Source organism: Candidatus Cloacimonas sp. (assembly GCA_039680785.1).
Taxonomy (GTDB): Bacteria; Cloacimonadota; Cloacimonadia; order Cloacimonadales; family Cloacimonadaceae; genus Cloacimonas.
Genome location: JBDKSF010000026.1, coordinates 53,734 through 67,788, shown reverse-complemented (window position 1 = coordinate 67,788; position 14,055 = coordinate 53,734). Strand labels below are relative to the sequence as shown.

Genomic DNA, 14,055 nt, shown 5'->3' with positions numbered 1-14,055 from the left:
GAACGACAGGATCTCGTTCTTCCTTTGGATTAATCATTCCCACATTAAAAAAGAAAATAGGTCTGGGATGAACAGGATGAAAGGGATTAAAGGGATTTTTTATAATTCGCCACCGAGACCACCGAATTCACCGAAAGAATAACTTTGAACTAAGAACTCCCTCATAATCTCTTTCTCTCTTTTAAAAAACCATCTCACCATCTCGCCATCTCACCATCTCACCATCTCGCCATCTCACCATCTCGCCATCTCACCATCTCGCCATCTCACCATCTCGCCATCTCACCATCTCACCATCTCGCCATCTCGCCATCTCGCCATCTCGCCATCTCACCATCTCACCATCTCGCCATCTCACCATCTCACTGTCTAATTGTATTAGCATAACAATACACGCATCCATTTGAGCAGGTATTGTATTGACCGATATCTTTGCTTTTTATGCAGCCGCAGAATTTGCGTTGACCTTTATCTTTCAATTTCGCATAGCTGTAGGAAGGGACATTTTTTTCTGCAGCTAAAAAATCTGTTTGATCAGTTTGTCTATAGCCCAAGAAATCCATTAAATCGTTATCAGCGGAAAAGAGCTCAATAATCAACCGGTCATCAATACAGCGGTTATGTTCAATTCCATATTGTTGCAGGTCTATTTGTTCCGCGCAGGTAGCTATTTTCAAGTTCCATTTTTGGTTTAGTCGCTTTAGTTCTCTGGCAAAATAATGCATTGTGGAAACATCAATTTCCTTTATTGCATCGGGTAACGCACTTAATGTGCGTTTCACTTTTGGGTAGATATCTATGTCTATAAAGCTGATAACTAATCTGTTTGTATATTTATAGAGCTGGTCACCAATATTTTCTATGCGTCTTAAGAGTTCGTCTGGCCGTAATTTATCGCTGATGATAAAGGGATCGAAACGCCAGATAACTTTTTGTTTGCCAATAAGTTCAGAAAGTTCTATAAAGTTCTCCAGGCGTTGATTCAAAGCTGGCAAATTTTTCTCCCACTTTTCTGGTTCATAGTCATTGAGAGTATATTGAAAATAGTAATTATAGCCATTATCGTCAAAGTAGGACAGCTTTTTCAGCATAGGAAAAGGATTTTTGCTCCAGAACACAAAAAGTCGGGTTTTAGCAAAAGAGACAGCTTGAATTTGACTATTAAAAGGATTTTTCCATTTTACATAGCCCGCATTTATCCGAGCAATTAACCAGTCAGAATAAAAAGCGGGTATATCCGTAGCCCGTGAAGCAGAAATAATTATTGGCTCCAGCTTTTTAACATCTGTAATTGACTTTCCATCTGTTTTTTGCATAATTTACTCTTATTGTGTAATCCGCTTTAATGTTCAAATTATTTAATCTCAGAAGATTAAAATACCCTAAAAATGTCAATGATAATCAAATGTTATTGCTTGCTCAATCCCTTAACACATCTCCTCATCAACTCCTCCTTCTCTCCTCGTTTAGGTGGAGTGGATGAGGTGTGGAGGAGGAGTGTTTTCCAAAGAAGAAAAAAGTAATTATAACGGGGGTTCGTAGTTCAAAGTGCAGGGGTTCAAAGTGCAAAGTGCGGGAGTTCTTAGTTCAAAGTGCGGGGGTTCAAAGTGCAAAGTTATTTTCGGTGGCTTCGGTGTTTTCGGTGGCTAAAATTTTTTATAAAATCTCTTCAATCCCTAAAATCCTGTTCATCTCAGACCTATTATCTTTTTTAATCAGTGAGAGAATTTTTTACTGGAAAGACGACATCCTCGTCGTTTCCCTGACAACTGAGTTATCAAGTTTCCTATAAATTATAGGTAACTACATAAATATTTTTTTGTGGTTGACGAGGACGTCAACCCTCCTTTATTTTCGCAATGGGTTAATGTTCTTGTTTTTGAAATTCAATCTGTGAGATCAGTGTAATCTGTGAGAGATTATCCAAGTTCAAAGTGCAGGAGTTCGTAGTTCAAAGTGCCGGAGTTCTTAGTTCAAAGTGCGGGGGTTCTTAGTTCAAAGTGCGGGGGTTCAAAGTTCAAAGTGCAAAGTTATTTTCGGTGGCTTCGGTGTTTTCGGTGGCTAAAATTTTTTATAAAATCTCTTCAATCCCTAAAATCCTGTTCATCCCAGAGCTATTATCTTTTTTAATCTGCGCAATCCGCGCAATCTGCGTGCTTCTTTTTTCGGTGTTCTTAAGTGGCTAAAATATCTTCTAACATTCTTAAAATCAACACAATCCAGTTCTGTTTAATGAAAAAATGATTGACAGTATTGCTATCGCCAAAAAGGATGTCTTTTGAAAATGGAGCTGTTTGCTTCTACCTTATGGCGTTGATAATGCTGATAAGGTTTTAGAGCATAAAATACAGATATATTTACTGTGAAGCAGGCGGTTATCTATTAGAAAGACAATCGCCTGTTTTCATTTCCGGTAAGAAGGAGGTTCTTATAATCCGGATGAAAAAAGGAAAGGCACGCACGAATGAAGTGGTGCCGAAGGAAAGGATCAATACCCAAATAACCGCTGATAAAGTGCGTTTGATTGATCCCAACGGTAAACAGATAGGAATAGTTTCCTTGAAGGAAGCATTGCGTAGAGCTGATGATTTGGAGCTTGATTTAGTGGAAATATCCCCTAATGCCGAGCCCCCAGTGTGTCGGATTCTGGATTTCAGCAAATATTATTTTGAAAAAGAAAAGAAGGCAAGAGAAGCCAGAAAAAGACAGCATGAAGTTGAAGTGAAGGAAATCAAGTTCGGACCCAATACGGAAGAACATGATTATAATTTCAAGAAAAATAACGCTATCAAATTCCTGAAACAACATAACAAAGTAAAATTTACAGTTCGTTTTCGGGGTCGTCAAATGGCTCATAAAGAACTTGGTTACAAGGTGTTAGATAAGCTAAAAGAAGATCTTGCTCAGCTTGTGGATATTGACGGTGAACCGGTCTCAGATCGGAATTTGCTATCCATCGTCGTTACCCCCAAAAAAGATATAGATCGGATTCTGGCTAAAGAGACCAAAAAAGAAGTAGTCAACGAACCCGAACAGGAACAGACAGAAACCAAGATAGAATAAATATAAACTAAAAAAACAAAATATTCCAGCATATTCCATAGCCGGATGGTTTATTAGTTCATATCGGTTTGGAATAAATGCAACAAAGGAGATCAAAAATGCCTAAAATCAAAACTAACCGCTCGGCAGCCAAACGATTTAAGGTTACCGGAACTGGTAAAGTTGTGCGTCACCATGCTAAAAGCGCGCATATTAAAACGAAAAAATCACCCAAACTGAAACGCTTTTTGCGTGGTAGTGCAATCGTCCGAAAAGCCGATGAAAAAAGAGTTTATCGGATGCTGGGTTTATAAAAAGGGAGGAAAATAAAAATGCCAAGAACTACTAATAATGTTGCCGCTCATAGAAGAAGAAAACAATATATGTTGAGAGCTCGTGGTTTTTTTGGAGGCAGAAGTAAGACCTATCGCGCCGCCAGACAAACAGTTGAACGAGCTATGGCTTTCTCTTTTGCCCATCGAAAACTGAAAAAGCGTCAGTTTAGAAGTTTGTGGATTACCAGAATTAATGCTGCCTGCCGATTGAACGATATGAGCTACAGCCAGTTTATCAATGGATTGCATAAGGCAAATATCCAAATAAACAGAAAAACCCTGGCACATCTGGCATGGCATGATGCTCCCGCGTTTGCCAAACTGGTAGAAATAGCCAAAGGATGAATGAATTAATATTAGGATTATACTAATGGAACAGATTAGCATTCCAAACGATAACTGGAATGGAAAAGATATCCTGATTCCATCCTTCTAATCCTATATCTGCCTTATCTATAGTTAGCGTGCTAAGAAAATAAACGAGGAAAAGTGGAAGAAGAACTGAAAGAACTCATTCAACAGGCAAAGCAAGATATATCAGCTTGCCATAATCCCAATGATCTATTGAATGTAAAAGCCAAATATCTCGGTAAAAAAAGTTTACTTAGCTCTTTCTATGCAAAAATGAAAGATCTTCCGGCGGAGGAACGTCCCGCTTTTGGAAATTTGATCAATGCCACTCGTAAAAGCATAGAAGAGCTTCTGGAACAGCAAAATAGAGCTATCAAAGAAAATGCCTGGAAAAAAAGTGAGACAAACAATGCCATAGACCTCACTATGCCTGGAATTTTTAGTTCCCGCGGGGGGTTACATCCCTTAACTATTATCCGTCGTGAAATCGATGAGGTCTTTTTGGGTTTGGGTTTTGAAATTGCTGAAGGACCAGACATTGATGATGATTTTCACAATTTTGATGCTCTCAATACACCTCCGGATCACCCTTCGCGTAATCTTGCCGATACTTTTTATCTGGAAAATGGCGGACTTTTAAGAACTCATACTTCCACTGTGCAAGTGCGGGTTATGGAAAAATATGCTCCTCCGATAAAAATAATTTCCCCAGGACGCTGTTATAGAAACGATAAACCAGATCCCTCCCACTCCCCCGTTTTTCATCAAGTAGAAGCGCTCGTTGTAGATAAAGGCATTTCGCTGGCAGATATGAAGGATATGCTATCTCAATTTGCTTCCATATTGTTTGGCAAAAATGTTTCCAGCAGAATCAGACCTCACTTTTTTCCGTTTACGGAACCCAGTGCGGAAATGGATATTTCTTGTGTAGTGTGTGGAGGAACTGGTTGCCGAGTTTGCAAAAATTCCGGTTGGCTGGAAATGGGAGGAGCCGGAATGGTTGATCCTAATGTGTTTGATATTCTGGGAATTGATTCTGAAACATATACCGGATATGCTTTCGGATTAGGAATTGAAAGAATTGCAATGCTGAAATACAATATCCCCGATTTGCGGATTTTATATGAAAACGACCTGAAAATGCTGCGCCAATTTAAAGGAGAATTAAGATGAAAATATCTATCTCCTGGCTGAAGAAATATATAGACCTGCAAGAAGATAAACAGGAACTGGAAAAATTGCTTACTTTTTCGGGTATAGAAGTGGAAGCGGAACAAAATATACCTGCTTTGCCCGAAACCGTTTTCAGCGCCAAAATAATTTCCGCGGAAGCAGTTGTGGGAACAGATCATTTAAAACGCTGTATGATTGACATAGGCAATTATCCTTTTACTCCGAAAACAATTGAGGGCTATATCCAAGTGATTTGTGGCGCACCCAATTGTAAAAAAGGGATGATGACAGTGATCGCTTTACCGGGTTCCATTTTACCTGAAATAACTATTCAAACGGCAAAAATAAAGGGAATTGATTCTTTTGGAATGCTGTGCTCCGAAAAAGAATTAGGTATTTCAGACAATCATAATGGCATAATAGAATTGGATCCGGATACTCCCATCGGAATAAGTGTTAACCAACTCTACGAACTTCCCGATCTAATTTTTGAACTGGAAATAACTCCCAATCGTCCTGATTTACTTGGTTATATAGGTATTGCGCGAGATCTATCGGCAAAATTGAATAGACCCTTAAAACTACCGGAAATCAATATCCCTTCCGCAAAATGCAAAGCAGAAACAATGCCTCTGGAATTAGTTAATGAGGATACTGAACTTTGTCCGCGTTATATTGCCCGCTTATTTGACAAAGTAGAACTGAAAGAGTCCCCTCTCTGGATGAAAAGTGCACTTATTAAATCCGGTTTGCGACCCATCAACAATCTGGTAGATATCACAAATTATGTTATGCTGGAATATGGCCATCCCTTGCATTGTTTTGATTATGAAAAACTTTCCACTCTTCCAGATAAACCCGAAAAACCTGCAATCGTTATCCGTAAAGCATATAAAGGCGAACCCATTACAACTCTGGACGGAAAACACTTTCAACTGGAAGGTGACGAATTGGTTATAGCTGATGGAATTAAACCCTCTGCCATAGCGGGTGTGATGGGTGGAGATGTTTCAGCCATTAGTGAAAGCACCAAACGCATTGTTTTGGAAAGTGCAGCATTTAATCCTGCCTCCATTCGCAGAACTTCTTATAGACATAAGCTGAGTTCAGATTCCTCTTATCGTTTTGAACGACATTTAAGTGAATATTCCGCTCCGGATGCGTCTTTGAGGGCTACCCAATTGATTTGTGAATTGGCAAAAGCAGAACTTTGCGAAGTTGTGTATGACAGTTTTCCTCATCCGCAAAAACCATTGATTTTGGGTGTGCGACCCGAAAGATATGCCAAAGTAATTGGCTATGAACTGGAAGAAGATAAAATTAAGGAATATTTAACTCGCTTAGGGCTGAAATTTTTACAATCCGGAAACTGGAGACCTGGTAAAATAGACGATCTTACCACATTATATTGTCATCACACCGAAGAAATGAAACAAGGTAAAACGGAATTTACGGAATTACCCGATTGCGAACATACTCACTATTACGAAATTCCTCCTTTCCGGGTAGATTTGGAACGCGAAATAGATATTATTGAAGAAATTGCGCGTCTGGACGGCTATGACAAAGTTCCCGTGAAAACTACTCCCCAAAGGATTATGGATCGTCATTCTTACCGCATAAAAAATATAGCGGTGGATTATCTGGTAACCCGGGGCTTTTATGAGACCCTAAATTACAGTTTTTCGGAAGCAGATCTAATGTATAAATTGGGTTACAAAGACGAAGACCAAGAACTGGATATGATAAAATTGAAAAATCCACAAAGTAGCAATCAGAGTGCAATGCGGACTTCACTTATGCCCCAACTCTTGCAAAATTTGGCTTACAATCTGAATCGCGGTGAAAAAAATATCAAGCTCTTTGAACTGGGAAAGACCTATCTCCAGAATAAACCTCTTGCAAGTGAATCCTATTATCTGGCTGCCATACTTACTGGATTGAATAAGGAAGAACACTGGCAAGATAAAGCCAACAATATAACTGTTTTTTGGGTGAAAGGCATTGTGGAAGAACTGCTCTCTCTCTTACATCTGAAAAAATATCAAATTAAAGCCATTACACAACCATTCCTTTCCGTTTCTGAAAGCGCCGCTTATTATTTTGGGTCTAATCAGCTTGCTTTCTACGGAAAAGTAACACCTCAAATAGCAGAGAATTTCGGTATTGATATTATTGAGCTTAAACAGGATATCTGGATCATCCAATTTTCCATAGAGAATATTATTGACGCTACCCGAAATTTCAATCTCCAATATCAGGATATTCCTCGTCTGCCAGCTGTTGTGAGAGATATTTCTTTTCTTATTGCGGAGGACATTCCCTATAGCGAGATTGAAAAAACAATTCTGGAAGTGGACCAGAACCTGATTTCGGAAATTACTGCCTTTGACGAATATCGCGGTAAACAAATTCCCCAAGGTAAACACAGTTTAACTTTACGCCTAAAATTAATGGATAAAGAAAAAACATTGACAGATGAACGAGTAGATTATCTTGTTGATTCAGTGATCAAAAAGCTCGTTGATTCTTGGCAAATAACTATGAGGTAAAAAATGGAAAGTAACATTACAAACCTGCAAGACAAGATACAAAAACTGATAGACCAGTATACTATGGCTACTCAAAAAGCTGAGGAACTGGAAGAAAAAAACCGTCTGTTAGCTGAAGAAAATTCTCAGCTGATTGCCCAAATTCAAGTTAGCGGCAAAACAACCGGCGAACAAGAAAAGAAATACAAAACTCTTCAGGATGAATATAATACTTTGGAAAACAGATATAAAGAACTGCAAAAAATCCTCGCCGGCTTTGAAAATTTAGCTGAAGGTGCAATTAAAAAAATTGACGGGATATTACCTACCGTAGATAAAGAGACCTGATATGCAATCGGTTGAAGTGGAAATATTTGGACGCAGATTTCGTTTGCGAAGCGATAATCCAGAACGAACCAGCAAAATTGCCGAAGAAATAAACAACCAGATTGATGATCTATCCAAACATTACGATAATCTGGATTTTACTAAACTGCTCCTCTTAATTTGCCTTCAACAACAGGAAGAAGTATTAACTCTGGGCGATAAAAATCGTGATTTAAGCTCCGAACTGGATCGCCTAAACCAAATGTTATCTAAAATAATGATCTAAATTATGCCTGCAGAATTCGTGATATGGGTTGCATAAAAGCTATTAAAATATCGGGTTTCAAGCCATGAGTGGCATGCGCGCCGGCAAGCTCCGGATACATAAAGCTCAAAAGGTAGATTCCCACTTAAAACTTGGCTTTCGAATGACAAGCGTACACGGTTCATGCGGGCACTTTTTAATAATTCGCTTTGGTTAATGCCAAAGTTTAATAGATTAAAATAAGGAAATAACAATGACTATAGATCCTATTATAGCACTTATAATCGGTGTGGCAATTGGTTTTGCCATCGCACTTATTATTTATTTAGTTAAGCGTAACACTACTTTTAAACTGATCTCCCGATCAACTAAAATAGCCGAAGAACTGGAAAGAAATGCTAAAATTGAAGCGGAAAACGCTAAAAAAGCCGCTCTGCTGGAAGCTCGGGAAGAATGGTTTAAACAAAAACGCATCCTTGATGACGAAATTAAGGAACGCCAAAAAGAACTGCGCATCCAAGAGAAAAAATATAACGAACGCTTAAGTAGCTTGGATAAACGCCTTGATTCACTCGATAAAAAAGAAAACAACCTCACAGAACAAGAAAAGAAATTGAAAGCCAAAGAAGAAGAAATACTGAACAAAAAGAACGAATTTGAGGCAATCATCGCTCAACAAAAAACCAAATTGGCTGAAATTGCGGGACTTTCACGCGAAGAAGCAATTGCCCGTTTGCGAGAAGAATTGATTTCACAAGCAAGACAGGTAGCAGCTAATGATGCTCGTCTCACTATTGAGCAATTGAAACTTGACGCAGGAAAAAAAGCTGCGGAAATTCTTTCCACTGCCATCCAAAGAATGGCTGTGGATTATGTTTCAGAAACCACTGTCTCAGTAGTTTCCCTGCCATCAGATGAAATGAAAGGACGCATAATTGGACGCGAAGGCAGAAATATCCGAACTTTTGAAAAGGTCTCAGGGGTAGATTTAATTATTGACGATACTCCCGAAGCCGTAGTTCTTAGCTGCTTTGATCCTGTCCGAAGAGAAATTGCCAGATTGTCTTTGGAAAAACTGATTGCCGATGGCAGAATCCATCCTGGACGCATTGAAGAAGTAGTTGCCAAAACTACAAAAGAAATGGAAGAAAACCTAATAAAAATAGGTGAAAAAGCAGTGTTGGAAACTAACATCCACAATATATCACCAAACCTGATTAAGGTTCTGGGACGTTTACATTATCGCACCAGCTATGGACAAAATGTATTGCAACATTCCATAGAATCCGCCTGGATATGTGGAATTCTTGCAGTTGAACTTGGTTTGGATCAAGAACTTGCGCGTAGGGCAGGTCTATTACATGATATCGGAAAAGCCATAGACCATGAATTTGACGGCTCCCATGCAATCATCGGAGCCAATTTAGCCCGCAAAAACGGAGAGGGAAAAATAATCGTAAACGCTATAGAGGCACACCATGAAGAAGTTGAACCCATATCAGTTTATGCTGCTTTAACTCAAGCTTCGGATGCAATTTCAGGTGCCAGACCGGGTGCTCGCAGAGAAATGTTGGAGACCTATATGCAGCGATTAGCCAAGCTGGAAGAAATAGCAAATAATGTTGAAGGCGTCAGCAAATGCTATGCCATACAGGCAGGCAGAGAATTACGCATAATTGTTGAGCCCTCTTTGGTAGATGAAAATCAAACAACCCTCTTGGCTACTGAAATTGCCGCCAATATAGAAAAAGAAGTTCAATATCCTGGTCAGATTAAAGTTACGGTGATCAGAGAAACCAGACAAATGGCTATGGCGAAATAATGAAAGTTCTATTCTTTGGTGATGTATATGGAAAAGCCGGTCGCCAGACCGTTCAGCTGGCTCTTCCTACTCTCAAAGAAGAATTTAACCCCGATTTTATCATTGCCAATGGTGAGAATATAGCCGATGGAAAAGGAGTTACGGAAAAAACACTTTCCCAGCTTTTCAGTTACGGAATTGATGCCGTTACGGGAGGTAATCATCTTTGGGATAGAAACGAAGCCATTGAATATATCCGCAGTCAAAATAGAATAGTAAAACCTTTGAACTATCCTGAGTATGCTCCGGGCAATCCTTTTCTGATCTTGGTTAAAGGTAATCTACGATTAGGTATAATCTGCCTTTGTGGTCAGTTACTTATGCCTCCTTGTGATAATCCTTTCAATGCATTGGATAAATTCATAAAAACCAATTATAATGAAGATGGTGAACAGAAAGGCGTTTATACATTACCATTCCCCGTTATCCTGGATTTTCATACTGAAACGACCAGTGAAAAAAGAGCCATGGGTTGGTTTGCGGATGGCAAATTAAGCGCTGTTTTAGGAACTCATACCCATATTCAAACAGCCGATGAAGAAATTTTACCGGCAGGGACAGCATATATAACCGATGTAGGTATGACTGGCTCTCATGATAGCGTAATCGGAGTTAAAAAAGAAATTATTGTTGATAAATTCAGAACCTCCATTCCCATCCGTTATGAATCTTCCGATAGTGGTTTACAGGTAAATGCCGTTGTTCTGGAAATCAATTCAGAAACCGGCTTGGCAACAAAGATAACCCGCGTGAGAAGAACTTTAGAGTAAAAATATATGGAAAAAGTATTAACCGGAAAACCGGTTGCCAAACTAATTAACCAAGTATGCCGAGAACTAATCGCTCATTATGAATTACAGCCAAATATGCAACTAATTCAAGTAGGCAGTGATCCTGCTTCCAGCTATTATGTGCAAAGTATCATCAATAGTGGTAAAAAGCTTGGCTGCAACTGCACACTGCAAAATTTGCCCGCTAATATTACGGAAAATGAGTTGTTGGCTATTTTGAGTTCCGCTAATAATGATTCCGAAATTCACGGTATAATGCTACAAAAACCACTGCCCTCGCATCTCAAGGACAGCACCATAAATTTTGCCCTCCATCCGGATAAAGATCTGGATTGTTTACATCCTCTTAATCTGGGTAAAATTATCAGTGAAGAAGATGGTTTTTTACCTTGCACGCCAGCTGCGGTGCTTTTTTGTATGCTCTATTATGGAATAAAACCGCAAGGTAAAAATACAGTGATTTTAGGACGCAGTAATGTAGTGGGAAAACCCTTGGCAAATATTTTACTGTGGAAAAAACCCTTTGCAAATGCTACGGTAACCGTGTGTCACAGTAAAACAGATAACCTTAGCGATATTGTCCATAATGCAGATATCCTCATTTCAGCCATTGGGAAGGAAAATTTTGTAACTCCTTCGATGATAAAAGAAAATGTAGTTATCTTGGATGTAGGTATTAATGAAATAATATCTCCCAACGGCGCACTTGCTTATGTTGGAGATGTTGATTATAACTTATGCCTGGATAAGGCATTAGGCATAACTCCTGTCCCAGGGGGAATTGGCGTAATTACTACTTCAGTTTTATTTTTAAATTTGGTTAAGGCATGCCTTGAACAAAGAAATATACACAAAACTATTGACGAATATCTTGACTTGATTTTTAAGGAAAAATAATGAACCATACTAAATATGAAGTTTGGGAGGAATAATGCGAGTAAAGAGGATAAAACTCTTATCTATCATTATGTTAACTATATGCACTTTACTGTTGGTATCGGGTTGCGGTAAATCCGGAAACCGATTTGCTAATCAACCACCGACAATTAAAATAACATCTTACGAAGGTTGGGACAGCACTTATGTTACAGCTGGTTACGACACTACATTAGTTTATAGTTTCCAGCAACGAATTTACTGGCACGCTACAGATCCTGACGGTATCATAACAGGTTATGCTTTTAGAATTTTGGACGAAAATAACAATCCTATCCCCACTCCCGGTTATGACTATATAGACACAACAGGAGAGCTTACGCCTGATAATTTACTTCCTTTAGGAAAGGGTTGGGTTATTCATTATTTGTCCGGAGCTGATCAAACCATTCCTTTGGATAATCCTGCTGCGCGTCGTTCTATTTGGACTTCCCAAAAATATGCAGTTATTAATTTCCCTTCTGCTGACGCGAATGGAAATCCCATCAACAAATATAATAGATTCGAAGTTGTGGCAATTGACAATAGAGGGGATATTACACCGCAAGTTGCTTGGCGCAATTTTACTACCCATTCAGACAGACCCAAATGCTCAATTAGCACTACTAAAGGAAATCCTAATGACAAAGAAGTGGGTTCGGGACTAAAACTATCCTTTTCGATGAAAGACACTGATCCGTTCATTACACCTGCTCCTTATAAATATGAATTTAAAATGATGAAAGTTACAGCCCCCGGGGGTGTTGTTAAACCGGAAACCGAAACAGATTGGTTTTCCACTACTGCAGAAGATAATGAAACCGGAAAGATAAGTGAATATCTTTTAACTGCTCACACAACTCCACAATTAACTTATGATTACAATGAAGAAACAGGTGTCGCTTTACCGCAGAAAACCAGAATAACTGCTCGCGTTACAGACCTGGCAGGAGTTGTTTCTATTCCCGATTCCAATACGGTTATTAACTTCCGCGTTCGCCCCGGTTTCAGACCTCACACTGTCATTTACCCCACAAAAACTTATGCTCTTACCAATAATCACTTTGAGGATTATGGCGATGATTCAACACCTGAACTAACCGTTTTACCGAGAACTATAACTCAGGGCTCCATTCATTATGCCACTCCGTTATTTAAGGATACTGAGCATAGAAACACGGCAGTATATTCCTCCAATATAAAACTTTGGGTCCGTTGGGGCTGGTGGGGTGAATATGGAGACATTCGCGATAATTCTGCAGATTATGGAGATACAACTAAACTTAATTCTATGCCTTATGGTAAGAAAGTAGATGTAGTTTTAGACAGCAGAACAAGTAGCAACTACTTCAGTGAAATAACCGCTTATGATATTCGGTTCGACGGTGAGCCATATAGTTATCCTCCTTATCCTTTCAGCGAATATGGTGTTACAGATCAGGATGGTAAAAGATGGTTGCGGCTTCCCACTAATTCACCTTTAGGACAAACTATCGTCTTAACGAGCAGTCAGCTTCCTGCTCCAGTTGGAACTGAACCTGGAGAACATACTTTTGAAGTAAGGGTGGTAGATTTACAGAATGAATATGATCCTACACCCGCAGTTTTCACCTTCTATTTGTTCCCTTATATTGAACCAGCCAATCGGAATGGAATTCTTGTTATTGACGATGATTTAGATTCAGCTCAAGCTCCAGATGATAAAATAGATGGAAAATATGCAAATATGTTATCAGAATACTCTGGAATAATAGATGTTATCTCGCGGACACCCCATTTGAAAGGAAAAGTTAATCCTGATGAAGATACACGCGGCAGAGCATTAGCTTTCAGTGATTTACAGAAATATAAGCTTATCATCTACCATAACGACAATGTAAATGATACGGGTAATTTAATGTATGATTCAGATGGAATTAGTTTATACTTGATGAGAGGTGGAAATTTGGTAATTTCTCATACTCATAGGTTAAGCCCAATTTTAACTGAGATTTCCAGACAAGGCGTTAGAACAACTTTAGTTAACTATCTCGGTTTTGAAAATCTACCCAAAATTTCCTATGTTGATAACAATAATTTAAAAGCTTTCTTCCAGAAGGCAGTTCCAGCAATGACAAATTATAATGAAATGAATCTTCAATTTGGAACTGGAGATCAAGCCGCTTTTTATAGTATGGTTAATCTCCGTCAGGGTTTGGGATACTTATCCTATTTTGAAGATACCCATTTCACTGGAGAACCGCTTTATACATTTGGTTGTAAACCAACTAATTATTCTGTGTATCCTCCCACTCAAGCACAGTATGATTTATATAATGGTAAGACAGTTGCTTTCCGGAAGGTAAATTCTAATAACAGTCATGTATATATCTTTGGTTTCCCTCTATCCTTTATGAAGGATTCAGAAACCAAAGCAACAATGAATCAGATACTTTCAGAGATTATGTAGAAGGAGGATTCCAAT

General features: G+C 38.9%; 12 protein-coding genes. 11 read left to right on the top strand and 1 reads right to left on the bottom strand.

Annotated features, from left to right (window positions below):
- Positions 1-362: 362 nt before the first annotated feature.
- Complete coding sequence (locus tag ABFC98_01645; GenBank protein MEN6444732.1) at positions 363-1,316, bottom strand: DUF1848 domain-containing protein; 954 nt, start codon at positions 1,314-1,316, stop codon at positions 363-365.
- A gap of 1,123 nt (positions 1,317-2,439) precedes the next feature.
- Here ABFC98_01645 and infC point away from each other — a divergent pair.
- From infC to ABFC98_01590, 11 genes are all read left to right on the top strand, one after another.
- The gene (infC, locus tag ABFC98_01640; protein MEN6444731.1) at positions 2,440-3,063 is read left to right on the top strand and encodes a translation initiation factor IF-3; all 624 of its coding nucleotides are present in this window, start codon (positions 2,440-2,442) and stop codon (positions 3,061-3,063) included.
- 98 nt (positions 3,064-3,161) lie between these two features.
- A complete protein-coding gene (rpmI, locus tag ABFC98_01635; GenBank protein MEN6444730.1) occupies positions 3,162-3,356 on the top strand; it encodes a 50S ribosomal protein L35 in 195 nt (64 codons plus the stop codon).
- Between the two features lie 18 nt (positions 3,357-3,374).
- Positions 3,375-3,722 carry a 50S ribosomal protein L20 gene (gene rplT, locus ABFC98_01630; protein MEN6444729.1) on the top strand — a complete coding sequence of 116 codons (348 nt, stop codon included), beginning with the start codon at positions 3,375-3,377 and terminating at the stop codon, positions 3,720-3,722.
- Positions 3,723-3,866: 144 nt separating this feature from the next.
- Positions 3,867-4,901 (top strand): phenylalanine--tRNA ligase subunit alpha, encoded by a 1,035-nt coding sequence (pheS, locus tag ABFC98_01625; protein MEN6444728.1) that lies wholly within the window; start codon positions 3,867-3,869, stop codon positions 4,899-4,901.
- Positions 4,898-7,453 carry a phenylalanine--tRNA ligase subunit beta gene (gene pheT / locus ABFC98_01620; protein ID MEN6444727.1) on the top strand — a complete coding sequence of 852 codons (2,556 nt, stop codon included), beginning with the start codon at positions 4,898-4,900 and terminating at the stop codon, positions 7,451-7,453. Before pheS ends, pheT begins: the two co-directional genes overlap by 4 nt.
- A 3-nt stretch (positions 7,454-7,456) precedes the next feature.
- Positions 7,457-7,780, top strand: coding sequence for a hypothetical protein (locus tag ABFC98_01615; GenBank protein MEN6444726.1), 324 nt, complete (start codon positions 7,457-7,459; stop codon positions 7,778-7,780).
- Between the two features lies 1 nt (position 7,781).
- Positions 7,782-8,045 carry a cell division protein ZapA gene (locus ABFC98_01610; protein MEN6444725.1) on the top strand — a complete coding sequence of 88 codons (264 nt, stop codon included), beginning with the start codon at positions 7,782-7,784 and terminating at the stop codon, positions 8,043-8,045.
- A gap of 232 nt (positions 8,046-8,277) precedes the next feature.
- Complete coding sequence (rny, locus tag ABFC98_01605; GenBank protein MEN6444724.1) at positions 8,278-9,846, top strand: ribonuclease Y; 1,569 nt, start codon at positions 8,278-8,280, stop codon at positions 9,844-9,846.
- On the top strand, positions 9,846-10,655 hold the full coding sequence (locus ABFC98_01600; GenBank protein ID MEN6444723.1) for a TIGR00282 family metallophosphoesterase: 810 nt from the start codon (positions 9,846-9,848) through the stop codon (positions 10,653-10,655). The genes rny and ABFC98_01600 overlap by 1 nt, the downstream gene beginning before the upstream one ends.
- A gap of 6 nt (positions 10,656-10,661) precedes the next feature.
- On the top strand, positions 10,662-11,573 hold the full coding sequence (locus ABFC98_01595) for a bifunctional 5,10-methylenetetrahydrofolate dehydrogenase/5,10-methenyltetrahydrofolate cyclohydrolase (protein ID MEN6444722.1): 912 nt from the start codon (positions 10,662-10,664) through the stop codon (positions 11,571-11,573).
- A 34-nt stretch (positions 11,574-11,607) separates the two neighbouring features.
- A complete protein-coding gene (locus ABFC98_01590; GenBank protein ID MEN6444721.1) occupies positions 11,608-14,040 on the top strand; it encodes a hypothetical protein in 2,433 nt (810 codons plus the stop codon).
- Positions 14,041-14,055 lie beyond the last annotated feature (15 nt).